We start from the raw sequence: 25697 nt of genomic DNA, 5'->3' as shown, positions 1-25697 counted from the left end.
CTCTCCATATCGAAAGTATAAGCATGAGTTTCTTCGACAAGGTTCTGAACGTGCTCACCAGCTTGGAGGGCGCGCCATGCGAACTCGACCAAGGGCAAGCCAGCTTGCTCAAGCAGGCACTCGATCCGCTCGACAAGGCTTCCAGCAGTCTCGCGATGAAAGCGCTTGAGTTCGTGCTCAAGGGTACGCATGAAAATGTACTGCTCGAACTATCGACCATGGGCAATTCGCAGGCCGAACTCAGTGAGCTCGTCGGCAGACCCGGACGGCTGCGTTGGAAATACAGCATCTACAATCAGAAAGAAGTGGAGAAGCTCGGCAAGGCCAGCCTCGTCGCCCGCGCGCAGTTCTATGCGTCGATCCCCACCGACACGCCACCACTCGACGTGCTCGTGCGCCTCGGCAAGACACTGGCTGCAGCCGACGCGGGCAAATCGCTCGAACATCCTGGTGCGCCGGTCCCGGACTGGCTGCAATACCTTGTCAATGACGCCGTATTCTCAAGCTTCAACGAAGGCGGCCAGAAAACGCTCGATAAGACGCGGCCCGCTTGGACCATTGCACTCATTGCAAGCCTTCTCGCTCGCGAGGGTCTGGACGAAACGCTCGCCTTGCAAGTGGTATTCGAACGCAAGAACCTCGACAACTATCACCACGACAATCTTCTCGGACTGGTCGATACCGCCGCCGTCACCGCCTATATGCATGCCCATGCTCAGGCCGTGGATGCGCTTCTGACGCAACTTTCAGTCGCGGGTCGGATCGTTCTAGCAAATCGCATCGGCAGCGATACGAGCTTGATCGGAGAATTTGCACACCTGCTGGTGCGGCTCGCGGTAGACAACAGCAAGGCCGTACGTATCGCAGGCTCACAGCAGCTCGAAAAAATCGAAGAGACATACCGCTTTGAACTGCTCGAAGGCATGCTGCGCAGCGGCGACAGTACGCAGCGCAGCCACGCAGCCGAACTGATGGCCAGACTGCCGGCGGACACGGCTCGCGTACGGCTGAAAGCCGCCCTGACAAGTGAAGCGAGCAAAGCGGTACAGCAAACGATCCGTGCCGCACTCTCACGACTCGACGCTGCCAACGATGCGGGCGAACTTGGATTGCCGGAACCGCCAGCATGGCAAGCGTTCGAGGACGCGGAGCTCGGCGAGGAGGTGCTGCAGCTTTTTGTTGCAAACCATCGCGAGCTACTGGACAAGACACGCCAGGCAGCCGAGGCCGAAATCGAAGAAAACAGGACCGGTCAGCACACCTACAAGTGGCGTCAAAAAGACTACGCTGGCATGCAGAAGGTTGAGGAAGCCCATCTGCGCAGCGCCCTTATGGTCCTCAATGGCCAAGGTGAAAAGCGGGACCACGACCGCACGCGCAACGACAACGTGCAGCAGTGCGTGATGTTTGGTGGCCGCCTCCAAGCATTACCCGCGTTTCGCGTCACGCACTTGATGCGATGGCTGGCGATTGCACGTCATTGGGGAAGCTTCTGGATGGACAACAGCTTCCAGAAATGGCTTTCACGGCAGGCCCCCGGATCGGTTGATCTGCGCGCCCTGGCTGAGCTGTTCCAGCGTTCCGGCATATCTCCCGATGAAGTCGCAAGCTGCGCTCTGGGCACGTTCTGGAACACCGCAACCGCCGCCGAACTACTGCCACCCGAGTGCATCTGGCCCTTCTTTGCCGAACATCCGGAGTACATCGACGAAGGTCTCGGACTCGTTGCCCCCAAAAAGCGCGAGGACAGACGCATCAATCTGGAACTTGGCCCGACACTGCGCACGCTTGCAACCTTCCCGACGATCCAGGCGCGCTGGCTTCCGCGTGTGATGGAACTCGCGCTCGGTGAGGGGAAGACCTATCGCTCTGCTGCGCAGGCCGTGCTCTCATCACAGCCGGACATAGCCCGGCGCGTGATTGAAGCGCTCGGCTCAACGAAGAGCGAAATGCGCATCGAAGCCGCGAACTGGCTGGTAGCCCTCAAGCATGGCGAAGCGATTGACCACCTGATTGCTGCGCTCGAAAAGGAAAGCCGCGAAACGGTACGCGCCGCGTATCTCACCGCGATCGAAGCGTTTGGCGCAGATATTTCGCGTTGGCTTGCCCCAGAACATTTGCTCGCGGAAGCCAGGAAGGGGCTCAAGGCAAGACCGCCGGCGGGCCTCGCATGGTTCTCGATGGAGGCCTTGCCCGCTTGTTGTTGGGCCAATGGCAAAGCGATAGAGCCCGAAATCATCAGGTGGTGGGTCGTTCTCGCATGCAAGCTCAAGGAGCCCGGTGGCAATGCACTGCTCACACGCTACCTCGAACTACTTGATGCACCCGGTCGGCGAGAGCTTGGCGGATTCATACTGCACCAGTTCATCGCGCAGGACATACGCCATCCATCGCTCGAAGAGGGCCTCACCTACGCGCAGGCCAATGCACCGCAACTCTATCAGCGCTACCAGCAGTGCTACTTGGACGCCAAGCCCGAGCACAGGCAATGGTATGAAACCAACTACAACAAGACTCAAGAACAGGTCTTCGAAGAGTGCAAGCGCGAAAAGCTCAACGAATACCTGGGCAGTGCGATTGGTGAAAAAGGGATTCTCGCCCTGATCGCATTTGCGCCCGCACTTGAGACAGTCACGCAGCTTCAGCAATACATGCGCGACCACTACCAGCGCCGCGCCCAGATCGAAGCGATGATTGAAGCTGCCGCATCAGGCAACGATCCCGTGCTGATTCAATTCCTGCTCGGCATCGCGCGACGCTATCGCACTACCTCGGTACAAGAGAAAGCACGCATGCTCGTTCAGCAGATCGCCGATCGCAATGGCTGGTCCCAGGAGCAGCTCGCCGATCGTACCGCGCCGACGGCAGGTCTGGATGACAACGGAAAACTGGAACTTCCATATGGCAATCGCGTCTTCACGCTGACGCTCGACCCCGCGATGAAGCCCGAGTTGCGCACCCCGGACGGCAAGGTCGTCAAGGCGCTGCCAGAGGCACGCCAGAACGACGACCCGGCACTGATCAAGGAAACGAAGTCACGGTTCTCGAGCAGCAAAAAGGAGCTCAAGCAGATCGTCGAACTCCAGACCGCAAGGCTATTCGAGGCGATGTGCGCAGGCCGTCACTGGCCCCAGGACGAGTGGCGCGAATACCTGCATCGTCACCCGATCGTAGGGCGCCTGATCCAGCGGCTTGTCTGGCTTGAAACCGCCCCCGACGGGACGATCCTGAGGAGCTTCCGCCCGACTGAAGACGGTAGCCTGATCGACGTGGAGGACGATGAAATAGAGCCTCAGGCCGACAGCTTAGTCCGCCTCGGCCACGCCTCGCTGCTTGGCGAGATTGCGTCTACGTGGATTGCACATTTCAAAGACTACAAGGTCGTTCCGCTATTCCCGCAAATGACGCGTAACACGCCGACCATTTCGTTCACCGATGAGCAGAGCCATGACATCAAGGAAATCGCTGATCGCCGTGGCTGGATCAGCGATACCTTCACGCTGCGCGGTACCCTCAGCAAACTTGGCTACCAACGCTCGCAGGCGGAAGACGGCGGCTTCTTCAGCCACTACCTCAAAGAATTCCCGAGTGTCGGGGTGCGAGTCACCATCGAATTTTCCGGCAACTGTCTGCCGGAAGAAAATCTACCCGCCGCGCTCAAAATACTCGCGTTTGAGGACATGGGGATTCGAACCTGGGGGGATCGCACGATTCCGCTCGCCAAAGTACCGCCGGTGCTGCTTGCCGAGGCGTATGCAGACTATCTTGCCGTCGCCCACGCATGCAGCGGTTTCGATGCCGACTGGGAAAAGAAAATGCCGTGGTAAGGGAACCCTAGATGAACATGAACACTACACAAGCGGTACGACTCACCGCCGAACTACGATATGCCGACGAGCTTGAGCGGCTTGCCAATGCCGATCAGGATAAGCGTCCGCCAGGCTGGAAGCTCTCTCCTCGCGCAGTACGTCGGTTTATCCTCGGCGATGAAGCACTTCAGGTAAACCGCAAGTTCTACGGCGACGACCCATTGATCGACCGCGCGATCGTTACGCTGATGGGCCACCAGGGATTAATGCTCGTTGGAGAGCCGGGCACCGCAAAATCGCTGTTGTCGGAACTGCTTTCTGCAGCGATCTCGGGCGACTCAGGCCTCACGGTACAAGGCACGGCTGGCACGACCGAAGATCACATCAAGTATTCGTGGAACTACGCACTCTTGCTCGCAGAGGGGCCAAGCCAACGCGCACTCGTGCCCTCTCCGATCTACCAGGCCATGCGCGCCGGCAAGCTCGTACGCTTCGAGGAAATCACCCGCTGCCCACCGGAAATCCAGGATGTAATGATCTCGCTGATGAGCGAAAAGCAGCTGATGATTCCCGAACTCGGTGACGAATCGCGGCTCTTCGCGCAACGTGGTTTCAACATCATCGCGACGGCCAACCTGCGCGACCGCGGTGTCCACGAAATGTCCTCGGCCTTGAAGCGGCGCTTCAACTTCGAAACCGTGCGACCGATCCGCGATCTGCAGTTCGAGATTGAACTCGTGATGACGCAGCTCGCGCACGAACTCGGTACAAGTGCAGCCGAAATGCACGTTCCGCGCGATGTCATCAGCCTGCTCGTCACTACATTCCAGGAACTGCGCACCGGCCAGACGCAAGAGGGCACCGGGATCAAGGGGCTGAACGCGGTAATGTCGACGGCAGAGGCAGTGAACGTCGCTTATGCTGCTGCGCTACAGGCGCAACATTTCAATGGTGGCAAGCTCACCCCCCGCGAGCTTGCCGGCCAACTGCAGGGTGTTGTACTGAAGGACAGTCAGGACGATGCCAACCGGATACGCCATTATTTCGAAACGGTCGTGCGCGAACGTGGCCGACGCGATGCGCAGTGGAAGGCATTCCACGACGCGGCGCGGTCTCTATGGCAGTGAGCGTCTCAAAGCAAACGGCCGGCCGTCGTGATGAACGAAGCCACTCCGGAATGAAAAACACTCCAGAAACCCCATCGATGCCGGATGCGGGTCACACTATGCTTGACGCCGCACGCGAGCGGCTCTTTGGTGAACACGGCATCTACTTCGCGCCTGTGCGTCACCACAGCCCGGCCTGCGCGCTGGCGCTGCGTCATATGCTGCGCCAGTTGAAGCCCGCCGCAGTTCTTGTTGAAGGTCCGGACGATCTCGCTCCCCTCCTGCCGCTACTTTCCGATCCACAGACGAAAGCACCGGTAGCGTTCTTCTGCCAGAGCAAACGCCAAAACAAGAACAACGAGACTGACGAGGAAGAAAAAACGCATCCCGAAATGCGTTCATCCTTCTATCCGTTCTGCGACTACAGCCCCGAGTGGATCGCCATACGCGACGGAGCAGCACTCGGCGCACAGCTCGCGCTGATCGACCTGCCATGGCACGACAAGGCTTGGGAACGAGAGGGGCAGGAACAAGGCCCGGCTCAAAGTCTGCTGGCGGAACAGTACTTTGCGCATAGCAACTACCTGTCTGCCATGTCACGGCGCCTCGGATGCGTCGATCATCACGAACTTTGGGACCGGCTATTCGAGTTGCGTACCTTGGATGCACTGGCGGACTGGCGAATGTTCTTCGGAGACGTCTTTCACTGGTGCGCAATGGCGCGGTTCGATTACAAACCGGAAGTACTTGAAGCCGAGCTTTCGCTACCACGCGAACGACATATGGCGACGCACATCCGGGCCTGGAGGAAACGTGTCGAGGGAAATATCGTAGTTGTCACCGGCGGCTTCCATACATCCGAACTCCTCGCATCATGGCAAACCGCCACAACCACCTCTCAGCACAAGGAAGCACATGGGGAGCGGCACCCAGCCTGGCTGATCCGCTACAGCTTCGAGCGACTTGATGCACTCAACGGCTATACCGCAGGCATGCCATCTCCTGCGTACTACCAAGGGGTCTGGGACGCCATCGAGCGCGGCCACGACGAGCCTTTTCTGTCCGTCACAGTCGACTGCCTTACCCGCTTTGCTCGTCAAGCACGCGAAAAAGATATCTCCGACGCAGCCTCTACTGCGCTGGTGCAGGCTGCGACTGTGCAAGCAGTGAGACTCGCAACACTACGTGGCAACGCTGGACCGGGCCGGCAGGATCTCATCGATGCCATTCGTTCATGTTACATAAAGGGGGCCATTGACGACGGAACACACGGCTTCACGACCGATCTGCGCCGCTTTCTGGGAGGCACGCGCATCGGCGATGTCCCCCCATCTGCCGGCTCACCACCACTTATCGAGGACACACGCCGGCGCGCACGTGCTGCCGGCGTACGGTTGGACGACAGCACTCCGCGCACCGCCAGGCTTGATCTTTACCGTAAGCCGATGCACCGCGAGCGTAGCCGTTTCTTCCATGCGATGGACTATCTGGATGCAGGCCTCGCCTCCTGTCTTTCGGGCCCGGATTTTCTTGGTAATACACGCCTCAATCTGTTATTCGAAGAATGGCGTGTCGCGTGGTCCCCCCTGGTAGAAGCGCGACTGATCGAACTAACTGCCGACGGCGCCACCCTTGAAGCCGTGTGCATGGCACGGTTCGCACAGGAGGAGTCTGCACTCTTCGAAGCGGGCCGGGCACGTAGTGCTGCCGCCGTTTCAACGCTGCTCGTACGCGCTTGTCTGGTCGGCCTCCACTCACGCTTGCCACAACTGCTGCAAGTGCTTTCATCGCATCTCGATGAGGATTCTTCGTTTGCCTCAGTGCTCGAATGCGGACATCGATTGATCACCCTCTGGCAAGCACGTGAGCCACTAGGCGCGCGGCAACATCCCCAATTGCTCTCACTACTTCAGCGTGTTTGGCTGGCGGCATTGTTTCTATTGCCCGATCTGGCGCACATCGAAGAGTCAGCCGAAGCAGAGGCGGTCGAACAACTGCTCTCACTGCGCGAGTTCGTTCAATTACTCGCCCGTATCGAGAAAGACTCCGATATCGACCTTACTCCGCTCCATGCCCAGTTCGACCGCTTTACGCGCGATACCAATGTCTCGCCGGCTATCGCAGGCGCATCCGCTGCGCTGCTGTTTCTCGATGGATCATGGCCCGAGACAACCCTGGAAGCGGCCGTAAGTACTCGATTCGGCACCGGTGCGGTATCGCAAGAAGCCGTGCGCTTTCTCAATGGCGTAATGGCCGCTGCGCCGGAACTTCTACTGCGCTTACCCATGCTGCTTAAGGGCATGGATGCGTTGATTGCAGGTTGGGACAGCGATACCTTTATCACGCATCTGCCCGACCTTCGGCAGGCATTCACCCGACTACGTCCGCAGGACACTGCCAACCTGGCCAGTCGCATTGCGCAGTTACACGGCCTCGGTGACGGAGCGTTGCTAACCGAGGTCCACTACGAGACGAGCGAGGACGACCTCATCAATGGCCTTCAACTGCAACAAGCGCTGATCGATTGCTTGAAGCGGGATGGACTCGATACCTGGATAGGTTGAGGATCAAAAACACATATCCGCCCTCACTCGATTCAACGACTCACTTTAGGTCCAACTCCTGAATTCACCGTAACGAAGCCTGCTTATTCCATCCGTCAGCCTTCCGGACTCTTACGCAGACAAATAAAGTCCACGTTTTTTCTTGCAACCTAAAACGCAGACTCATATAGTCTGCGTTATGGCACATCTAACCGTTAGCGTCGAATACGGCATTCACTGTCTCCTGTGGCTCGTCGGCTCGGGCGAAACTGCGCTGAGCAGCCGTGATCTGGCCGAGCTGCAGGGCATCTCGCCGAGCTTCGTCGCCAAGATCTTTCCCAAGCTCGAAAAGGCCGGCATCGTCGCCGCCAGCGAGGGCGTGCGTGGCGGCTACCGGCTCGCCCGACCACCGGAGGAGATCACTTTTCTGCAGATCGTCGATGCCATCGAAGGCGACAAGCCGCTCTTCGATTGCCAGGAGATCCGCAGCCGCTGTGCAGTGTTCGGGGAAACGCCGCCCGACTGGGCGACCAGCGGCGTATGCGGCATCCACAAGATCATGCTGCAGGCGGAAAAGGCGATGCGCCAGGAACTGGCGACCCACTCCCTCGCCGAGGTGGCGGCCAGCTTCAGCCGCAAGGCGCCCGGCGAGTTCTTCGTCGAGGTCCATGACTGGACCAGTGAGCGCACCGGCAACCGCAAGCCCGGCCGCAAGCCCAAGCCCCCGGCCTGATACTTCGCGGCGCGGCCTTCCGCCGGCGCCGCGCACCTCCCCTTAGGTCAATCGCCCTCGGCCCCTGCCGGATGTGCCGAGCGAATTATTGCGCCCCTGCGCAAGGCCCCTCTACGTCCGGCGTCTGCTAGGAGTACATGAAATGATGCAGCAAATTGTCATCGCGGGTTCCGGCTTTGCCGGTTTGTGGGCGGCCCTGTCGGCTGCCAGGGCAGTCGAGCTCGCCAGCAGGACGGACATTGAGGTGGTGGTGGTTTCGCCGAGCCCTACGCTGGTCGTCCGCCCGCGCCTTTACGAAGCAGTTATCGAGAACATCGATCCGGACCTGCTGGCGCTGTTCGCGGCGACCGGAGTCCGCCACATGGCCGGACGAGTCGAGTCGATCCGCAGCAACCGTCATGAAATCGAGGTCGTGAGCGGCGATGGCGAACGCAGCACCCTGGGTTACGACAAGTTCGTGCTGGCCACCGGCAGCACGCTGTTCCAGCCCCCCGTCCCCGGCCTCGCTGAATTCAGCTTCAATGTGGACCAGCTGGCCAACGCCAAAGCACTTGCGGCCCACCTCGCCGCCCTGCCGACGCGCCCGGCAACAGCGGCACGCAATACGGTGGTGGTGGTCGGCGGCGGGCTCACCGGCATCGAGACGGCGGCAGAAATGCCGCTGCGCCTGCGGGGGATTTTAGGCAAGGAAGCCGACATTCGCGTCGTGGTGATCGAACAGGCACCGGGCATCGGCCCGGACCTGGGCCCGGTGCCACGGCCGGTCATCGAGGCAGCGCTGGCCGAGTGTGGTGTCGAGATCGTCACCGGCGTGGCTGTGGCAGCCGTCGACGCGGACGGGATCACGACTGCGGCGGGGCAGCGCATCGAAGCCGCCACCGTGGTATGGACCGCCGGCGCCCGTGCCAACCCGCTCGCCGCGCAGATTCCCGGCGAGCATGACGCGCAGGGTCGCGTCCACGTCGATCCCTACCTGCGCGCCGGCGAGGCGGCCGATGTGTTCGTCACCGGCGACGTCGCCCACGCGGCCGCGGACGACCAAGGCAACGTGGCCCTGATGTCCTGCCAGCATGCGTTGAGCCTCGGGCGGGTTGCCGGCCACAACGCCGCCGCCGAACTGCTCGGCCTGCCACTGCATGCCTACAGCCAGCCCAAGTACGTGACCTGCCTGGATCTCGGCACCTGGGGCGCGCTGTACACCGAGGGCTGGGACCGCCAGATCAGCCTGACGCGGCAGGACGCCAAGAACCTCAAGCGGGACATCACCACCCAGTGGATCTACCCACCCGCCGCCGACCGCCAGGCCGTCTTCGCCATCGCCAATCCCGACTACGTGATCGTGCCCTGATGGCACACGGCCTGCCGCCCTGCCCGCAACTCACGCAGGCAAGACGGCAGGCCGTCGGGACAAACCTCCCGTGGGGGCCAATGAACCGCCCCCACGGGATTTCCATTTCCCTGCTGGAAGACCTTTACTTCACCTCCAGCACGCCCTCGTCCCACTTGTCGTGCTTCTCCAGCCCGAGCAGGTTGGCGACGGTGGCGGCGATGCTGGACAGGCCGGCGGTCGGGGTCTGCTTGAGGCCCAGCTTGCCGCCGCTGACGTTGTCGTAGAGGATCAGCGGCACCGGGTTGAGGGTGTGCGCGGTCTTGGCCTTGAAGGAGCCGTCCTTGTTGAGGGCGGGCTGCTTGGTCTTCTTGTCCAGCTCGAACATCTCGTCGGCGTTGCCGTGGTCGGCGGTGATCAGCGCGACGCCGCCGGCGGCATCGATAGCCGGCAGCAGACGCGACAGGGCCAGGTCGACGGCCTCGATGGCGATCGCTGCAGCCTGGAAGTTGCCGGTGTGGCCGACCATGTCGCCGTTGGCGTAGTTGCAGCGCAGGATCTTGTATTGGCCGGACTGCAGCGCGGCGATCAGTGCGTCGGTGATCTCGGCGGCCTTCATCCACGGACGCTGCTCGAAGGGCACCACGTCGCTGGGGACTTCCTGCCAGGTTTCGCCTTCGAACTTGCCCGAGCGGTTGCCGTTCCAGAAGTAGGTTACGTGGCCGAACTTCTGGGTCTCGGAGCACGCGAACTGGGCCAGGCCGGCCTTGCTGAACCATTCGCCGGAGGTGTCCTTGATAGCCGGCGGGGCCACCAGGAAGCGCTTGGGCAGCTGCAGGTCGCCGTCGTACTGGAGCATGCCGGCGTAGGTCACCTTGGGGTGGCACACGCGGTCGAACTTGTCGAAGTCGTCCTCGACGAAGGCGCGGGTGATCTCGATGGCCCGGTCGCCGCGGAAGTTGTAGAAGACGACCGAATCGCCGTCCTCGATGGTGCCGATGGGCTTGCCGCCGTCGGCAATGACGAATTCCGGCAGGTCCTGGTCGATGGTGCCCGGGTGACGCTCGCGCAGGCCGTTGATGGCCTCGGTGGCGTTGGCGAACTGGGTGCCTTCGCCGAGCACGTGGGTCTTCCAGCCCTTGGCGACCATCGGCCAGTTGGCGTCGTAGCGGTCCATGGTGATGTACTGGCGGCCGCCGCCGGAGGCGATGCGGGCGTCGAAGCCGTCGGTGCTGACTTCGGCCAGGAAGGCCTCGAAGGGCACCACGTATTCCAGCGCGCTGGTCTCGGGCACGTCGCGGCCATCGATGAGGGCGTGGATGCGCACGGTCTTGACGCCTTCAGCCTTGGCCTGCACGACCATCGCCTTCAGGTGATCGATGTGGCTGTGCACGTTGCCGTCGGAGAACAGGCCGATGAAGTGGATCGTGCCTTCCTTGCCATCGGCGCCCGCCTTCGCGCCAGCGACGATCTCCTTCCACGCCTCGCCGGCCCAGATCGCGCCATCGGCGATCGCGTTGGCGACGAGTGCCGCACCCTGCGCATACACCTGGCCAGCGCCGATGGCGTTGTGGCCGACCTCCGAGTTGCCCATGTCGTCGTCCGACGGCATGCCGACGGCGGTGCCGTGGGCGCGCAGGGAGATGTTCGGATAGTCGGCGAACAGGCGGTCGAGGGTCGGCTTGCGGGCGGCGGCGATGGCGCTGCCGGCGTCGTTCTTGGGCAGGCCGTAACCGTCCATGACGATCACGACGACCGGCCCGGCCACACCGGGGAAGGCGGGGTTCTTCTGGAGCATGTTCACTTCCTTGATGAAAATTCTGAATCCGGCCTCATCCTTCGCGCCAGCGGAGGCAAGGCATCAGCATGTCGATCACGGCCTCGCTCCTCCTGGGCGAGAGGACGGAACTGCCGTCGATCGCGATAATAATCCGCGCTTTCGCTGGCCGGCGTCACGCCCGGGATACCCAGCAAGGGTAAGGGCTTGAGCAGGCGCGGCGCCAGTTCATCGGCAATACCGACGAGATACTCGGCGAGCCAGGCGTCGGCTTCGGCCTGGCGCTGCGCAGCCGGCAGCGCCAACCAGGTTTCGTCCACCTGGCGGTAGATGGCTTTTGCACACAGGCCCGTAAAAGGCGCCCGCAACTGATCCCAGCTGGCATGGCCGAAGACGAGGAAGCGGGTGCAGTCCAAGAGGCGCGAGCGGTGCGTCCACAACGCCTCCTCCCATTCATGGACTGCCAGCCGGTGCAGGATTTCCGCATCGCAGCCAACCACCAGCACGCCGCATTCGTCGAACTGGGTCAGCGCGTCGCGCAGCGGGCCACGGCCGCTCAGGCCAGCCGCGGAACGCGCCTCGCTGGCCTGCAGATGCAGCCGGTTGCAGGTAGATTTGCTGCGCGGCCACACGCACCAGGCCATTGCATTGAAGAAGTCGTGCCAGTCGGCGGGACGCGTCGGCACAGCATCGTGACGGGCGATGTGGGCTTCGTAAGCGGCGCCCTCCACCGGGGCTACAAAGCGTAGCTGGCGGACGTCCGCGCCAGCGGTGGCTTCGGCATACAGGGCATCGAGTTCGACCAGGCCGGGCAGTTCAGGTGCCGGGAAGCGCATCAGCAGATGGGCGATGGCATCGAAAAGCGGACGCTGGGCCAGCGCCGCCGGTGCGTTGTCGGCACCGGCCTTCATTCGGTGGCGGGCTTGATCGGCTTGGACGGGGCTTCCGCCTCGGCCGCGATGAATTCCAGTGTGTCGTTCTTGCGCGTGAAGGTGCCGACGAGGCGCCCGGGCGGTTCTTCGGGGTGCTCGTCCCAGCGCTGGAACTGGCACTTCTCGGTGCCGGCGAGATACCAGTTCTTGCCCTGCTTGAGGGCCCACAGGTAGTCGCCAGCTTCGTAGACCTCCATCTTCACGGTGCCGGCGACGCCCGGTTTGATCTCGTAGCGGCGCATGCACTGCGGCATGCGCGACACGACGATGGACTGGGCCACCTCGTCGCTCCAGAACCAGCGCTGCTCGCGCAGCAGGGAGATGGAGTGGTCCTTGCCGTCGATGAGGAAGGCGATGCCGTCGTTCTCGCAGGCGGACAGCAGCGGAACGGCGGCGAGGATCAGCAGCGTCTTGAGGGCAGAGGTCGCGCGCATCGTCGTGTCGAGAAACTCAGATCAGTTTCCAGTGGATCTGCTCGCCACCGCGCAGCGGCACCAGCGGGTCGCCCGGCAGGTAGTCGAGGCCGGCCGGCACGTCCCAGCTTTCCTTGGCCAGCGTGATCGTGTCGGTGTTGCGCGGCAGGCGGTAGAAATCGGGGCCGTTGAAGCTGGCGAAGGCTTCCAGCTTGTCAAGGGCAGCAGCCTGTTCGAAGGCTTCGGCATACAGCTCGATACCGGCGTGGGCAGTGTAGCAGCCGGCACAGCCACAGGCAGATTCCTTGGTCGTCTTGGCGTGGGGTGCCGAGTCGGTACCGAGGAAGAACTTGTTGCTGCCCGACGTGGCGACCTTGACCAGCGCCTCCCGGTGGGTCTCGCGCTTGAGAACCGGCAGGCAATAGTGGTGCGGCCGGATGCCACCGGCAAAGATCGCGTTACGGTTGAGCAGCAGGTGGTGGGCTGTGATGGTCGCCCCCACGTTGGGGCCTGCCTCGGTTACAAACTGCGCCGCGTCGGCCGTCGTGATGTGCTCGAAGACAATGCGCAGAGTCGGGTAGCGCGCTGCAAGCGGCGCCAGTACGCGATCGATAAAGACGCGCTCGCGATCAAAGATATCAACGTCAGCATGGGTCACCTCGCCATGAACACAGAGAACGATACCTGCCTCGGCCATCCGTTCGAGCACGGGGTAGACCTTGGCGATGTCGGTGACACCCGCGTCCGAGTTGGTCGTCGCGCCGGCCGGGTAGAGCTTGGCGGCCGGGATGAAGCCGCTGGCAGCGGCTTTGTCGATCTCTTCGGGCTTGAGGCTGTCAGTGAGATACAACGTCATCAGCGGCGCGAACTTGAGGCCAGCCGGCACGGCGGCGAGAATCCGCTCCCGGTAGGCCGCGGCCTGCTCCACGCTGGTCACCGGCGGCTTCAGGTTGGGCATGATCAGCGCACGGCCGAAACGGCGGGCGGTGTCGGGCACCACCGCGGCCAGGGCGGCGCCGTCGCGCACGTGCAGATGCCAGTCGTCGGGGCGGGTGAGGGTCAGGTTCGGCATGGCGAATTTCCGTCGGCAGATGACTAATTCACCATTTTAGCAGCCCGCCCCGGCCGCCTGCAGCTTCAGCCACCCTTGCGTCCGGTGAGCATTGCCCGCACGAGATTCTCGTGCTGCAGGCGGCTCATCACCACCACACCGGCCAGATGCACCGCCACGCAGCCCAGCAGCCCGTCGGCCAGCCCCTGGTGGAGCTCGATCAGCCAGTCGTCGCCCCAGAAGGCATCCAGGCGGGCCATCCAGCCGGTCACGCCGAGGGCGACGATCAGCGTCCATAACAGGTAGGCCATCCACTGCCCGAGCGGATTGTGGCCTGGGCCGGCATGGCCTTTGCCGCGCAACACGTCGGCTAGGTGGGCATAGATCATCCGCCAGCCAGGCAGCGGCAGGGCAGCGGTCGAATCTCTCCGCGCCAGCAGCCCGTGCACGAGGCGCAGCACCACCAGCGCCACCGCCACGTAGCCGGCAAGCCGGTGGATCTCTCCGCTCTCGTTGAAGGAATTGAACAGCACCAGCCCTGCCACGCTCCAGTGGGTCAGGCGGACAACAACATCCCAAACAGGGCGCGGGCGGACTTCGCCAAGCACGGATTACTGCTCGATCTCGGCCTTCACGATGGCCAGGGTCTTGGTGTCGAAGTAGATCTCGACCTTCTTGCCTTCTTTGTTCTTGCCATAGATCTCGTAGCAGGAGCCCTCGATCTTGAACTTGCGGACCTCGTACTGGGCCTCCAGGCGTGCCTTCGCCTCTGCCTCGGGAATCCACTCGGACTTGGGATGGGGCTCGCACTTGGCGCCGGCAAAAGCGGCGGCCGGCAGCAGGGCGATGGTGAGGGCGAAGAGGGTGGAACGCATGACGGATACCTTTCGTGAACCGGCGCGGGCCGGGGTTGAGGGGAACAGTCCGGACATTAGCATTAACGCGAATGGTTCTCAATAGCAAAGCTGATCTCCATCGCCGCCCTCCCCGTCTCCCCCCGGGTTCATCCGGATTTCCGATCTCCCATTCAGGCTTGATCCGGAAAACCGAACGCACCTATGCCGTCCGGCATCATCACACCATTTTGAATCAATTACTTGCAACGCCTCCAGCATGGTCAGACGGCTGGCACAGCCCGTGCAAAGAGAGGTCAGCGCGACGCTGCCGCGCCAATAAAACAGAACATTGGAGACACCGACCATGCACGCCCCACCGAAGTTCGTCCTGACCTGCCTGCTCGCCAGCGGACTCGCCCAGCCTGCCCTCGCCCAGCCTGCCCTCGCCCAGGAATCGCCGACGCTCAAGAAGATCAAGGACAGCGGCACCATCTCCCTGGGCCACCGGGAGTCGTCCATCCCCTTCTCCTACTACGACGACAAGCAGCAGGTCGTCGGCTACAGCCAGGAGCTGATGCTCAAGGTCGTCAACGCGGTCAAGGCCAACCTCAAGCTGCCCAGCCTGCAGGTCAAGCTCACCCCCGTCACCTCCCAGAACCGCATCCCCCTCATCCAGAACGGCACCATCGACATCGAGTGCAGCTCCACCACCCATAACGCCGAACGCGCCCGCCAGATCGCCTTCTCCGACACCATCTTCATCATCGGCACCCGCCTGATGACCAAGAAGGAGTCCGGCATCAAGGACTTCCACGATCTCGCCGGCAAGAACGTCGTCACCACCGCCGGCACCACCTCCGAGCGCCTCATCCGCAAGATGAACGAGGACAAGAAGCTCGGCATGAACATCATCTCCGCCAAGGACCACGGCGAGGCCTTCCTCACCCTCGAGACCGGCCGCGCCGTCGCCTTCATGATGGACGACGCCCTGCTCTACGGCGAAATGGCCAAGGCCAAGCGACCCGCCGACTGGGTCGTCACCGGCACGCCCCAGAGCTTCGAGGCCTACGGCTGCATGCTCAGGAAGGACGACCCCGGCTTCAAGAAAATCGTCGACGCCGCCCTCGCCAAGACCATGACCTCCGGCGAGGCCGAGGCCATCTACAAGAAGTGGTTCACCCAACCCGTCCCCCCCAAGGGACTGAACCTCAACCTCCCGCTCTCCGACGCCATGCAGAAGCTTTACCAGGCCCCCGCCGACAAGGCCTTCGAATAAGCCCCCGCCCCACCCGCTCCCGAATCCACAAAAATGAAGAGAACGACCCGCATCACCCTGGCCACGCTTGCAGGCCTCGCCGCGCTGAACGCCCACGCCGACTCCAACGTAGTGTTCTACGGACGCATCAACGCCACCTTCGAAAACGTCAAGGCGGAACAGGGCCCGGCCCACAACGTCGTCAATGACAACGCCTCGCGCATCGGCTTCCGCGGCACCGAGGAACTGGGCGGCGGTCTGGCCGCGCTGTTCCAGGTCGAAAGCCGCATCCGCGTCGACGGCAGCGACTCCACCTCCCTGGCCAGCCGCGACAGCTTCGTCGGCCTGCGCACGCCCCAGGGCACGCTGCGCCTCGGGCGCACCCTCGGCCCCGCCTATTACGCGCTCTACGACTACATCAGCATGCACAACCACGACTCGGGCTATTCCGCCGATGCGCTGCTGTCGTCGGCCGTCAGCGGCAACTCCACCGCCGCCGGCGGGCGCATGAACAACACCGTTTGGTACACCAGCCCGACCATCGCCGGCTTCACCTTCGAGGCCGACTACGCGCTGCTGGACGAGGCACCGACGACCACCGGCACCAAACGCACACCCCACCACCTCGGCCTGGTCGGCAGCTACGACCAGGGGCCCCTGCATGCGGCCATCACCTACGTGTCCGCCCAGAACACCAAGGACCTGGATGACAGCGACGCAGTCCGCCTCAACAACGACCGGGCGATCAGCGCCGGCGGCAGCTACAACTTCGGCCCCCTGGTGCTCGGCGCGCTGTTCGAGCGCTCCCGGCGCGACACCCTCACCGATACCGTCAGCCGTAACTACTACCGGGTCGCCCTGATGGCCCCGGTCGGCGCCCACGAGTTCCACCTCAACGTCGGCGTGGCCGGCGACTACAGCGGTACCCACGACACCGCCGGCAAGCAATACACCGTGGCCTACAACTACAACCTGTCCAAGCGCAGCAAGCTCTACGCTTATTACACCCGGATCGACAACGACAGCGCCCAGACCGTCGGCGGAGGCGGCGCCTACAGCTTCCTCGGCACCGCCGCCGGGCTGGACAACCGCTCGATCGCCGCCGGCATCCGCCACAACTTCTGATCGCCCACCCCCTCATCCCCAGGAGACCCACCATGGCCCGTCTGCTCACCCGCCCCTTCGTCCTGTCGTCCGTCCTCGCCGCCAGCCTGGCCGGCGCCTTTCCCGCTGCCTACGCCGACGGCAAACCCCACGTGGTGATCCTTGCCACCGGTGGCACCATTGCCGGCGCCGGCGCCAGCGTCGCCAACAGCGCCACCTACCAGGCCGCAAAAGTGCCGGTGGACAAGCTCATCGCCGGCGTGCCGGAGCTCGCCAACGTCGCCGAGGTCCGCGGCGAACAGGTTTTCCAGATTGCCTCCGAGAGCTTCACCAACGACAACCTGCTGACCCTCGGCAAGCGCGTCGCCGCCCTCGCCCGCCAGCCGGACGTGGACGGCATCGTGATCACCCACGGCACCGACACGCTTGAAGAGACCGCCTACTTCCTGAACCTGGTGCTGAAGACCGACAAGCCGGTGGTGGTGGTCGGCTCCATGCGGCCGGGCACCGCCATGTCCGCCGACGGCATGCTCAACCTGTACAACGCAGTGGCCGTCGCCGCCGCCAAGGACGCCGCCGGCAAGGGCGTGCTGGTCACCATGAACGACGAGATCCACACCGGCCGTGACGTGACCAAGGCCGTCAACATCAAGACCGAGGCCTTCAAGAGCCCGTGGGGCCCGCTGGGCATGATCGTCGAGGGCAAGACCTACTGGTTCCGCGCCCCCGCCAAGCGCCACACCACCGGTACCGAGTTCGACATCGACAAGCTCGACAAGCTGGCCCCGGTGGATATCGCCTACGGCTACGGCAACGCTACCCCCACCGCCTACAAGGCCTTCGCCGAGGGCGGCGCCCGCGCTGTCATCCACGCCGGCACCGGCAACGGCTCGGTCAGCAGCGCCGTCGTGCCGGCCCTGCAGGCCCTGCGCGGCAAGGGTGTGCAGATCATCCGCTCGTCCCGCGTGGTCGGCGGCGGCTTCGTGCTGCGCAATGCCGAGCAGCCGGACGACAAATACGACTGGGTCGTCGCCCACGACCTCAACCCCCAGAAGGCCCGCATCCTCGCCTCCGTGGCCCTGACCAAGACCCAGGACAGCAAGGAACTGCAGCGGATGTTCATGGAGTACTAAGCAAGGACGGCCGGCGGCGGGGCACCCGCCCCGCCAGCCCGGCAAGGGCGGCGCCGGAGTTGTATCCTTGCGCGGAGACGCCACCGTTCGCCTGCGACCTGGATTCGATGGACGGGCGTATTCCCCCGCCCGCCCCCCTCCAACGGAACGGAACCAAACCGACACGCGATGACCGACTCATCTCCGGCCCCGGCCCCCCAGCAGAAGCTGCCGCCCTCGCGCTCCGTGTCGCCGAACCCGCTCATCGTTGCGGCCTTCCTTCTGGTGATCGGCCTGATCGGCATCGGCGGCTACCGGGCCAGCGAATACCAGGGCATGCAGACCCTGCGTACCGACGCCGGCCACCGCCTGGACCTGTTCGCCGCAGCAGTGGACGGCATCGTCAACCGTTACGCCCACATCCCGGCCACCATCCAGCTCAACGAGGAAGTCCTCAACCTGATGCGCAGCCCGCACAGCCCGACCAGCGTGCACGCCGCCAACCGCTTCCTGCAGCAGCTCAACGAGCACATCGGCAGCATCGCGATCTTCGTGATGGACCAGCGCGGCATCGTGCTCGCCTCCAGTAACTGGAATCAGGCGAGCGAGAACTTCGTCGGCGAGGACCTGTCCTTCCGCAGCTATTTCGCAGAAGGCCTCGCCGGACGCGTCGGGCGCCACTTCGCCATCGGCACCACTCGCGGCGAACCGGGCTACTTCGTGTCCACACCGATCCGCGACGGCGAGCGGGTGGTCGGCGTGGCCGTCATCAAGATCAGCCTCGGACAGCTCGACCAAGCCTGGGAACTGCTGGGCGCGCCGGCCCTGATCGCCGATGGCAACGGCGTGGTGATCCTGTCGTCGGTGCCCGAATGGCGCTACACCGCCCTCAAGCCGCTGCCCCTCGACACCCGGGTGGACGTCAAGATGAGCCGCCTCTACAACGAAGGACCGATCGGCGACTTCCCGGTACGCATCGAGGAGGACTCGAGTCCGGAAGGCCAGGTCGTGCATATGTCGATCCAGGGCGCCCGCTCCAAACCGCATCCCGGCTTCGCCGGCAGCTACCTGGTACATGGACGCGGCCTGCAGGACGTGGGCTGGCGCCTGCTGATCTTCTCCGACCTGCGTCCGGTGCGCACCCAGGCCCTCGGCCACGGCGCACTGGCCGCGGTGGCCACCGGCTTCGTGCTGCTGCTGCTCCTCGTACTGGCCCAACGCCGGCGCATCGTGCGCCAGAAGCTGGAGGCCAAGGAACTGCTCGAACAGGCCAACGCCCAGCTCGAAAGCAAGGTCGCCCGCCGCACCCGCGCGCTGACCGACACCAACGCCCGCTTGCGCAAGGAGATAGCGGAACGCCAGCAGGCCGAACAGACCCTGCGCGCCGCCCAGGACGAACTGGTACAGGCCGCCAAGCTGGCCGTACTCGGCCAGCTCGCCGCCGGCATCACCCACGAACTGGCCCAGCCGCTGGGCGCCATGCGCACCCTGTCGGGCAATGCCATCGAATTCATGAAACGCGGCAACCTGCCGACCGTCGAGCAGAATCTGAGCATCATCGCCCGCCTGGCCGACCAGATGGGGCGCATCATCACCCCGCTCAAAACTTTCGCCCGCAAGTCGCCGGCGGTGCCCGCCGCCACCGACCTGGCCCATGCGGTCAGCGCCGCACTGTTCCTGCTCGATCAGCGGCTCACCAAGGCCGGCGTCACCGTCATCAACCGTTGCGACCCCGGCCAGGCCGTCGCCTGGTGCGACCAGAACCGCCTCGAACAGGTGCTCATCAACCTGATCCGCAACGCCGGCGACGCGATGGCCGACAGCGAACGCAAGAAACTCCTCATCGAGGCCCAGGCCCGCGCCGACGGCGAGCTGGAACTCGTCATCGCCGACAGCGGCTGTGGCCTGCCCGACGGCGGCGCGCTGTTCGAACCCTTCTTTACCACCAAGCCGGCCGGCGAGGGTCTGGGCCTCGGCCTGGCCATCTCCCGCGACATCGTCCGCGAGTTCGGCGGCGACCTGCGCGCCGAGAACCGCCCGGAAGGTGGCGCCCGCTTCATCCTGCAACTCCCCGCTGCTCCGAAAGAACCGTCATGACCCCCGAACTCCGCGTACTCATCATCGAAGACGACCCCGACGTACGCCTCGGCTGCGAGCAGGCCATGATGCTCGCCGACATCCCGGTGGAAGGCGTCGGCTCCGCCGAGGAAGGCCTGGCGCGCCTCACCGCGGGCTTTCCCGGCATCGTCGTCACCGACATGCGCCTGCCCAAGGCCGACGGCATGGAGGTCCTGCGCCGCTGCCAGTCCATGGATGCCGACCTGCCGGTGATCATCATCACCGGCCATGGCGACGTGACCCTCGCCGTCGAGGCCATGCGCAACGGCGCCTACGATTTCATCCAGAAACCCTTCTCGCCGGAACTGCTGGTGGACGTGGTGCGCCGCGCCCTCGACAAGCGCAGGCTGACCCTCGAAGTGCTCGACCTGCGCCGCCGACTGGCACAACGCGACGGCATAGAGACCAAGCTGATCGGCCGCTCGCCGCAGATGGCGCGGGTGCGCCAGCTGATCAGCGACGTGGCCGGGACCAGCGTGGACGTACTGGTGCGCGGCGAGACCGGCACCGGGAAGGAGCTCATCGCCCAGTGCTTGCACGAACTGTCGCCGCGCAAGAGCGGCCCCTTCGTGGCCCTCAACTGCGGCGGCCTGCCCGACAACCTGCTCGACAGCGAACTCTTCGGCCACGAGGCCGGCGCCTTCACCGGCGCCCAGAAACGCCGCATCGGCAAAATCGAGTATGCCAACAAGGGCACCCTCTTCCTCGACGAACTGGAAAGCATGCCGCTGGGCGTGCAGATCAAGCTGCTGCGCGTGCTGCAGGAGCGCGTCGTGGAGCGCCTAGGCTCCAACCAGCAGCAGCCGGTGGACTGTCGGGTAGTCGCCGCCACCAAGGACGACCTCAAAGAGCGGGCCGAACGCCAGACTTTCCGTGCTGACCTCTACTACCGCCTCAATGTAGTCACCATCGACCTGCCGCCGCTGCGCGAACGCCGCGAGGACATCCCACTGCTGCTCGAACACTTCCTGCTGCAAGCCGCCCACCGCCATGAACGCCCGCTGCCCACCGTACCGCCGGAACAGATGCGCCGCCTGATGGCCCACACCTGGCCCGGCAACGTGCGCGAACTGCGCAACGTGGCCGACTGCGTGGTCCTCGGCGTCGGCAAGGACGTCCTCGGCGGCGCCCCCGGCGACGCGCCGCCGGCTTCGCTGGCCGAATCGGTTGAAAGCTTCGAGCGCAGCCTGATCGCCGCCGAACTGCGCCGCCAGGGCGGCAGTCTGGCCCGCAGTGCCGAGGCCCTGCGCGTCCCCAAGACCACGCTGCACGACAAGATCCGCAAGTACGGCCTGCAAGGCGGCGATAACTGAGCCCCCTGGGTAGCGCTACGCCCAGCCCTCCCCCGCGGGGGACAAGGAAACTTGGGGCGGCCCGGCATTTCCTTGAGAGGCACCACACCGACCCGACCCTGCGACATCGTGTCGCAGGGTCGGGGCAGCGCCCTCGACTAAGCTCCGTCGCGTTCTGCCTGGCCAGCCGGCCGCGGCAACCGTGAGCGCGCCCCATGAAAAGATACCTCTGCATCCTGCTGGCCGCCGTGCTGGCCCCCACCGCCCATGCCTCCTGCGGCTCATCCTTCTGCACGGTAGACACCAACTGGGATACCCAGGGCCTCTCCGCGGCCTCCGGCCTGCGCCTCGATGCCCGCTACTCCTACGCCAAGGCCAACACGCTGCGCGCCGGCCATTCCCGCATCACTGCGGCCACACCCAGCGGCAACGACGAAGAGATCGAGAACCAGCGCACCCTCAACCGGCTCCTCAACCTCGACGCCGAATACACCTTCAATGCACGCTGGAGCGCCACGCTCAGCTTGCCGATCGTGATGCGCGACCACCGCCACACCTTCGACTCGTCGATCGACGGCCCCTTCACCCAGTCGGCCAGCTTCCACGAGATCGGCGACATGCGGGTCGTCGGCCGCTACCGCCTCGATCCGGGCAACCCGTTCTCCGGCGTCGGCCTGCGCTTCGGCCTCAAGCTGCCGACCGGCGCCACTAACAAGACCATGAGCCCTCCCGACCCGGCCGATCCGGGCACGCCCTACGCGCTGGAGCGCTCCGCCCAGCCAGGCAGCGGCAGCACCGACGCCATTCTCGGCGCCTACTACTTCCAGACCCTACCGGGCACCGGCTGGGGCTGGTTCGCCAGCACCCAGTTGCAGACCGCCCTCGCCACCCGCAGCGACTACCGCCCGGGCACCGAAGTGAAGCTCGACCTGGGCACTCACTACGAGCTGGCCCCAGGCCTCACCGGCCTGCTGCAGCTCAACGCGCTGCACCGCCCGCGGGACGGCGGTGGCGCCGCCAACCCGGCGTCGGGCGGCCACGCCTTCTACCTCAGCCCCGGCCTCAGCTACGCCGTCGCGCCGCACACCCAGATCTATGGGCTGCTGCAGCTGGCAGTCAGCCAATACGCCAAGACCGACCCGCAGGATCCGCAAGCCGGCCAGCTCACGGCACCGCGCAGCTTCACCGTCGGCCTCAACCAGCGCTTCTGAACCGGACGGCCAGCGTTGGCCTCCAGCCTCCCCTTCCCCACCCATAGTGGGGAATTCGTCACTCGCCCGCCCCGCAGCAGGTCATAAGACAAGCCTCGAACGCCCTCCATACTCAAGCCATTTTCATAAAAGAAAGGCATGAAGATGCTGAACACATGGAGACAAAGGGTACTCGGCGGGTGTCTACTGACACTCATCCTGAGTTTTTCGGCAAACTGCCCGGCACGGGCCGAAACGGTGGTGATCGGCCAGAGCGCGCCGCTCAGCGGCGTGCTGGCCAGCACCGGCAAGGCGATGGCGCTCGGCGTGCGGATCGCCATCGATGCGGCCAATGCAGCAGGTGGGGTCGGCGGACGTACCCTCACCCACGTGGTCAAGGACGACGGCTACCAGACCGCCGAGACCGTGCGCCTGACCCACGAACTGATCAACCGCGACAAGGCGGTGGCACTGATCGGCTATGCCGGCACCGGTAACATCGCTGAATTGCTCAAGCACGGAGTGCTGGCCGACGGCAACATCGCGTTGATCGCCCCTTACACCGGTGGCGAGTCGCTGCGCTCACCCTACAACCCGTGGATCTTCCATATCCGCGCCAGCTACGGCGACGAGACCGAGGCCATGGTGCGCCAATTCGTCGCCTCCGGTCTGCAACGCATCGCCGTGTTCTACCAGAACGATCCCTTCGGCCAGGCCGGCCTGGCCGGCGTCGAACGGGCCCTGGAGAAGCACAAGCTGAAGATCGTCAGCAAGGGCAGTTACGAGAAGAACACCGAGGACGTCGCCATCGCCGTGCGCGACATCTCCGCCGGCGCGCCGCAAGCCGTCATCATGATCGGCGTGGTCCGGCCGACTGCCGCCTTCGTGAAGGCCTACCAGCCGGTCAGCCCCGGCACCCAGCTGTTCAGCATCTCGGTGGTGAATGGGCGCGAATTGCACCAGTTGGCTGGTGGCGACGCGGCCCGCGGCGTCGGCATCACCCAGGTCATGCCCTCGCCGTTCAGCGGCGTAACGCGCATCGCGCGGGACTACAGCGCCGCGCTCCAGCGCTTCGCGCCGGGCGCCGAACCGTCCTACACCAGCTTCGAGGAATACGTCGGCGCCCGCGTGCTGATCGAGGCGATCCGCCGCATCAAGGGCCCACCGACTCCGGCAGCAGTCATGCAGTCCCTCGAAAGCCTGGATGTGGACCTGGGCGGCTTCCAGGTGCGCTTCGGCCACGGCAACCGCATCGGCTCCCAGCGCGTCGAGGTCACCCTGCTCGGCCGCGGCGGCCAGCACCTGCGCTGAAAACCAGGCAGCGCCTCGCAAGGAAACGTCGGGCCACCCCAAGTGTCCTTCTCCCCCTCGGGGTTCGGGCAGCACGCAGCCCGCCCTGGGGGGCACTCGGCGCTTCAGCTGTCGCGCAGTTCCAGTGCCCGCTCGTACAGCGCGTTCTTCGACACCCCAGTGATCGCCGCGGCCAGCTTGGCGGCCTGCTTGACCGGCAGCTCGGCGAGCAGCAGGCCGAGCACCCGCTCGGCCTCCGGCGACAAGCCTTCACTGGCGGGCGCCGCTGACACCAGCAGCACGAACTCGCCGCGCGCTCGATTGGCATCGGCGGCCAGCCAGGCCGGCGCGTCGACCAGCGGCATGCGCACGATCTGCTCGAACATCTTTGTCAGCTCACGGGCGACGACGATCTGGCGCGTCGGCTCCAGCGTCGCCGCCAGATCGTCCAGTGTCTCGGTGATGCGGTGCGGCGCCTCGTAGAACACCAGCGTGCCCGGCACACCGCGGAGGCTCTCAAGCGCCGTCTTGCGGGCCGCCGACTTGGTCGGCAGGAAGCCGTGGAAATGGAAGTGCCCGTCGGCGAGGCCGGAGGCCGACAGCGCCGCGATGCCCGCGCAGGCGCCGGGCACCGGCACCACCGGGAAGCCGGCATCCTGCACCCGCGCCACCGCCCGCGCGCCGGGGTCGGACACCGCCGGCGTGCCGGCGTCGGTGATCAGCGCCACCTGCTTGCCCTCCTCCAGCATGCGGATCACCAGCCCGGCGGCCTCCTGCTCGTTGTGTTCGTGCAGTGCGACCAGCCGCGTGCGGATGTCGAAGGCATCGAGCAGGCGCTGACTGTGGCGGGTGTCCTCGGCGGCAACCGCATCCACCGCCTTCAGCACGGCCAGCGCGCGCAGGCTCATGTCCTGCAGATTACCCAAGGGCGTGGCCACCACATATAATGACGACGTCTTATTCAGCGGAGAAGCGGACGATGCGTCGGAAAGAACAGGATGCATGGCAGAACTGGGGACAGGAGGCGGGGGAGGCAGATTGTGGGCGCGCCACCCCGCCGATGCAAGCCGAACACCTGCGCCGTGGCGCGGCCGCCGAAGCGCTCGCTGCCGACCATCTGGAAAAGCATGGACTGACGATCCTGGCCCGCAACGTGCGCTGCCGCGGCGGCGAGGTGGACCTGATCGCCATCGACCGGGCCAGCCTCGTCTTCGTCGAGGTCCGCCTGCGCAGCAACAGCCGCTTCGGCGGCGCAGCAGCGAGCATCACTGCGGCCAAGCGCCAGCGCGTGATCCTGGCCGCCCGCTACTGGCTGAACGGCACCGGCCGGCGCTACGCCAACCAGCCCTGCCGCTTCGACGCGGTGCTGCTCGAACGCCTCGACAGCGACGGCATCGAATGGCTACGGGGCGCCTTCGATGCGTCTTGAGCATGTGCTGCTGGCCTTGCTGCTCGGCGTCGGCGTCCTGCCGCCTGCCACCGCGCAACAAGTGCGCATCCTCGTGCAGAGCTCGCCGCTGGCCGGCTTCCAGTACTACGGCGGCAAGATCCTGTGGGACGAAATGCACGAGGGCGACACGCTGACGCTGGTCCGCGAACCCGACAACCCCCACGACCGCTTTGCGGTGCGCGTGGAATGGCGCGGCCAGAAACTCGGCTACCTGCCCCGCGCCGAGAACCAGGCGGTGGCCGAGGAGATGGATCGGGGCAGCGCCATCGGCGGCCGCATCGGCAAGCTGGCGAAAGATCCCAATCCCTGGAAGCGGCTGCGCGTGGACGTGCTTGTCGGTTTGTAAGCGGATTTCTCGC

General features: G+C 64.6%; 21 protein-coding genes. 14 read left to right on the top strand and 7 right to left on the bottom strand.

All coding sequences use genetic code 11. The features are described from left to right. Nucleotides 1–23 precede the first annotated feature (23 nt). The 5 genes from AC1PPK_RS09945 (at nucleotide 24) to AC1PPK_RS09925 (ending at nucleotide 9539) form a co-directional block, all read left to right on the top strand. Nucleotides 24–3827, top strand: coding sequence for a DUF4132 domain-containing protein (locus tag AC1PPK_RS09945; RefSeq protein ID WP_481117660.1), 3804 nt, complete (start codon nucleotides 24–26; stop codon nucleotides 3825–3827). 11 nt (nucleotides 3828–3838) lie between these two features. Continuing rightward, on the top strand, nucleotides 3839–4936 hold the full coding sequence (locus AC1PPK_RS09940) for an ATP-binding protein (RefSeq protein ID WP_481117659.1): 1098 nt from the start codon (nucleotides 3839–3841) through the stop codon (nucleotides 4934–4936). Nucleotides 4937–4986: 50 nt separating this feature from the next. Beyond that, a complete protein-coding gene (locus tag AC1PPK_RS09935; protein ID WP_481117658.1) occupies nucleotides 4987–7479 on the top strand; it encodes a DUF5682 family protein in 2493 nt (830 codons plus the stop codon). Between the two features lie 178 nt (nucleotides 7480–7657). Further along, nucleotides 7658–8191, top strand: coding sequence for an RrF2 family transcriptional regulator (locus AC1PPK_RS09930; RefSeq protein ID WP_481117657.1), 534 nt, complete (start codon nucleotides 7658–7660; stop codon nucleotides 8189–8191). A gap of 142 nt (nucleotides 8192–8333) precedes the next feature. After that, a complete protein-coding gene (locus tag AC1PPK_RS09925) occupies nucleotides 8334–9539 on the top strand; it encodes an NAD(P)/FAD-dependent oxidoreductase (protein ID WP_481117656.1) in 1206 nt (401 codons plus the stop codon). A 124-nt stretch (nucleotides 9540–9663) separates the two neighbouring features. Here AC1PPK_RS09925 and gpmI read toward each other — a convergent pair whose 3' ends face one another. The 6 genes from gpmI to AC1PPK_RS09895 all read right to left on the bottom strand — a co-directional run bounded on the left by gpmI (nucleotide 9664) and on the right by AC1PPK_RS09895 (nucleotide 14566). Beyond that, nucleotides 9664–11316 carry a 2,3-bisphosphoglycerate-independent phosphoglycerate mutase gene (gene gpmI / locus AC1PPK_RS09920; protein ID WP_481117655.1) on the bottom strand — a complete coding sequence of 551 codons (1653 nt, stop codon included), beginning with the start codon at nucleotides 11314–11316 and terminating at the stop codon, nucleotides 9664–9666. A gap of 2 nt (nucleotides 11317–11318) precedes the next feature. Further along, on the bottom strand, nucleotides 11319–12206 hold the full coding sequence (locus AC1PPK_RS09915) for a DUF3025 domain-containing protein (RefSeq protein WP_481117654.1): 888 nt from the start codon (nucleotides 12204–12206) through the stop codon (nucleotides 11319–11321). Continuing rightward, nucleotides 12203–12661: a hypothetical protein gene (locus tag AC1PPK_RS09910; RefSeq protein ID WP_481117653.1), complete on the bottom strand. Its 459-nt coding sequence runs from the start codon at nucleotides 12659–12661 to the stop codon at nucleotides 12203–12205. The genes AC1PPK_RS09915 and AC1PPK_RS09910 overlap by 4 nt, the downstream gene beginning before the upstream one ends. Nucleotides 12662–12677: 16 nt before the next feature. Beyond that, the gene (gene pyrC, locus AC1PPK_RS09905; RefSeq protein ID WP_481117652.1) at nucleotides 12678–13712 is read right to left on the bottom strand and encodes a dihydroorotase; all 1035 of its coding nucleotides are present in this window, start codon (nucleotides 13710–13712) and stop codon (nucleotides 12678–12680) included. Between the two features lie 65 nt (nucleotides 13713–13777). Next, nucleotides 13778–14299, bottom strand: a complete 522-nt coding sequence (locus AC1PPK_RS09900) for a cytochrome b/b6 domain-containing protein (RefSeq protein ID WP_481117651.1) — start codon at nucleotides 14297–14299, stop codon at nucleotides 13778–13780. Between the two features lie 3 nt (nucleotides 14300–14302). After that, nucleotides 14303–14566 (bottom strand): PepSY domain-containing protein, encoded by a 264-nt coding sequence (locus tag AC1PPK_RS09895; protein ID WP_481117650.1) that lies wholly within the window; start codon nucleotides 14564–14566, stop codon nucleotides 14303–14305. Between the two features lie 325 nt (nucleotides 14567–14891). Here AC1PPK_RS09895 and AC1PPK_RS09890 point away from each other — a divergent pair, with 325 nt between their 5' ends. The 7 genes from AC1PPK_RS09890 (at nucleotide 14892) to AC1PPK_RS09860 (ending at nucleotide 23909) form a co-directional block, all read left to right on the top strand. Beyond that, nucleotides 14892–15803 (top strand): glutamate/aspartate ABC transporter substrate-binding protein, encoded by a 912-nt coding sequence (locus tag AC1PPK_RS09890; protein WP_481117649.1) that lies wholly within the window; start codon nucleotides 14892–14894, stop codon nucleotides 15801–15803. A 33-nt stretch (nucleotides 15804–15836) separates the two neighbouring features. Further along, the gene (locus tag AC1PPK_RS09885) at nucleotides 15837–16907 is read left to right on the top strand and encodes a porin (RefSeq protein WP_481117648.1); all 1071 of its coding nucleotides are present in this window, start codon (nucleotides 15837–15839) and stop codon (nucleotides 16905–16907) included. 32 nt (nucleotides 16908–16939) lie between these two features. Beyond that, nucleotides 16940–18019 carry an asparaginase gene (locus AC1PPK_RS09880; RefSeq protein ID WP_481117647.1) on the top strand — a complete coding sequence of 360 codons (1080 nt, stop codon included), beginning with the start codon at nucleotides 16940–16942 and terminating at the stop codon, nucleotides 18017–18019. A gap of 168 nt (nucleotides 18020–18187) precedes the next feature. Then, nucleotides 18188–20095 (top strand): sensor histidine kinase, encoded by a 1908-nt coding sequence (locus AC1PPK_RS09875; protein ID WP_481117646.1) that lies wholly within the window; start codon nucleotides 18188–18190, stop codon nucleotides 20093–20095. Then, the gene (locus AC1PPK_RS09870) at nucleotides 20092–21429 is read left to right on the top strand and encodes a sigma-54-dependent transcriptional regulator (protein ID WP_481117645.1); all 1338 of its coding nucleotides are present in this window, start codon (nucleotides 20092–20094) and stop codon (nucleotides 21427–21429) included. Before AC1PPK_RS09875 ends, AC1PPK_RS09870 begins: the two co-directional genes overlap by 4 nt. A 194-nt stretch (nucleotides 21430–21623) precedes the next feature. Next, nucleotides 21624–22619 carry a transporter gene (locus AC1PPK_RS09865; protein ID WP_481117644.1) on the top strand — a complete coding sequence of 332 codons (996 nt, stop codon included), beginning with the start codon at nucleotides 21624–21626 and terminating at the stop codon, nucleotides 22617–22619. 138 nt (nucleotides 22620–22757) lie between these two features. Further along, a complete protein-coding gene (locus tag AC1PPK_RS09860) occupies nucleotides 22758–23909 on the top strand; it encodes an ABC transporter substrate-binding protein (RefSeq protein ID WP_481117643.1) in 1152 nt (383 codons plus the stop codon). Between the two features lie 104 nt (nucleotides 23910–24013). Here the strand turns inward: AC1PPK_RS09860 and rsmI are convergent, their stop codons facing one another. Further along, nucleotides 24014–24829: a 16S rRNA (cytidine(1402)-2'-O)-methyltransferase gene (gene rsmI, locus AC1PPK_RS09855; protein ID WP_481118203.1), complete on the bottom strand. Its 816-nt coding sequence runs from the start codon at nucleotides 24827–24829 to the stop codon at nucleotides 24014–24016. Nucleotides 24830–24948: 119 nt separating this feature from the next. On the opposite strand from rsmI, the gene AC1PPK_RS09850 reads away from it, so the two are divergent. Both AC1PPK_RS09850 and AC1PPK_RS09845 read left to right on the top strand, forming a co-directional pair. Beyond that, nucleotides 24949–25317, top strand: coding sequence for a YraN family protein (locus tag AC1PPK_RS09850; protein WP_481118202.1), 369 nt, complete (start codon nucleotides 24949–24951; stop codon nucleotides 25315–25317). Next, nucleotides 25307–25684 carry an HIRAN domain-containing protein gene (locus tag AC1PPK_RS09845; protein ID WP_481117642.1) on the top strand — a complete coding sequence of 126 codons (378 nt, stop codon included), beginning with the start codon at nucleotides 25307–25309 and terminating at the stop codon, nucleotides 25682–25684. Before AC1PPK_RS09850 ends, AC1PPK_RS09845 begins: the two co-directional genes overlap by 11 nt. Nucleotides 25685–25697 lie beyond the last annotated feature (13 nt).

The sequence above is a fragment of the Zoogloea sp. JDB1 genome (assembly GCF_056724025.1).
The sequence above is the reverse complement of the archived record's forward strand: the minus strand, read 5'-3'. Positions and strand labels throughout refer to the sequence as shown.

What these genes read in the sequence shown, in the direction of transcription:
- AC1PPK_RS09865 (WP_481117644.1), top strand. Translation starts at nt 21,624, where the DNA reads ATGAAAAGATACCTCTGCATCCTGCTGGCCGCCGTGCTGGCCCCCACC.
- AC1PPK_RS09875 (WP_481117646.1), top strand. Translation starts at nt 18,188, where the DNA reads ATGACCGACTCATCTCCGGCCCCGGCCCCCCAGCAGAAGCTGCCGCCC.
- AC1PPK_RS09880 (WP_481117647.1), top strand. Translation starts at nt 16,940, where the DNA reads ATGGCCCGTCTGCTCACCCGCCCCTTCGTCCTGTCGTCCGTCCTCGCC.
- AC1PPK_RS09930 (WP_481117657.1), top strand. Translation starts at nt 7,658, where the DNA reads ATGGCACATCTAACCGTTAGCGTCGAATACGGCATTCACTGTCTCCTG.
- AC1PPK_RS09885 (WP_481117648.1), top strand. Translation starts at nt 15,837, where the DNA reads ATGAAGAGAACGACCCGCATCACCCTGGCCACGCTTGCAGGCCTCGCC.
- AC1PPK_RS09940 (WP_481117659.1), top strand. Translation starts at nt 3,839, where the DNA reads ATGAACATGAACACTACACAAGCGGTACGACTCACCGCCGAACTACGA.
- AC1PPK_RS09860 (WP_481117643.1), top strand. Translation starts at nt 22,758, where the DNA reads ATGAAGATGCTGAACACATGGAGACAAAGGGTACTCGGCGGGTGTCTA.
- AC1PPK_RS09895 (WP_481117650.1), bottom strand. Translation starts at nt 14,566, where the DNA reads ATGCGTTCCACCCTCTTCGCCCTCACCATCGCCCTGCTGCCGGCCGCC.
- AC1PPK_RS09850 (WP_481118202.1), top strand. Translation starts at nt 24,949, where the DNA reads ATGCAAGCCGAACACCTGCGCCGTGGCGCGGCCGCCGAAGCGCTCGCT.
- AC1PPK_RS09935 (WP_481117658.1), top strand. Translation starts at nt 4,987, where the DNA reads ATGAAAAACACTCCAGAAACCCCATCGATGCCGGATGCGGGTCACACT.
- gpmI (WP_481117655.1), bottom strand. Translation starts at nt 11,316, where the DNA reads ATGCTCCAGAAGAACCCCGCCTTCCCCGGTGTGGCCGGGCCGGTCGTC.
- AC1PPK_RS09870 (WP_481117645.1), top strand. Translation starts at nt 20,092, where the DNA reads ATGACCCCCGAACTCCGCGTACTCATCATCGAAGACGACCCCGACGTA.
- pyrC (WP_481117652.1), bottom strand. Translation starts at nt 13,712, where the DNA reads ATGCCGAACCTGACCCTCACCCGCCCCGACGACTGGCATCTGCACGTG.
- AC1PPK_RS09945 (WP_481117660.1), top strand. Translation starts at nt 24, where the DNA reads ATGAGTTTCTTCGACAAGGTTCTGAACGTGCTCACCAGCTTGGAGGGC.
- AC1PPK_RS09890 (WP_481117649.1), top strand. Translation starts at nt 14,892, where the DNA reads ATGCACGCCCCACCGAAGTTCGTCCTGACCTGCCTGCTCGCCAGCGGA.
- AC1PPK_RS09925 (WP_481117656.1), top strand. Translation starts at nt 8,334, where the DNA reads ATGATGCAGCAAATTGTCATCGCGGGTTCCGGCTTTGCCGGTTTGTGG.
- AC1PPK_RS09845 (WP_481117642.1), top strand. Translation starts at nt 25,307, where the DNA reads ATGCGTCTTGAGCATGTGCTGCTGGCCTTGCTGCTCGGCGTCGGCGTC.
- AC1PPK_RS09910 (WP_481117653.1), bottom strand. Translation starts at nt 12,661, where the DNA reads ATGCGCGCGACCTCTGCCCTCAAGACGCTGCTGATCCTCGCCGCCGTT.
- AC1PPK_RS09915 (WP_481117654.1), bottom strand. Translation starts at nt 12,206, where the DNA reads ATGAAGGCCGGTGCCGACAACGCACCGGCGGCGCTGGCCCAGCGTCCG.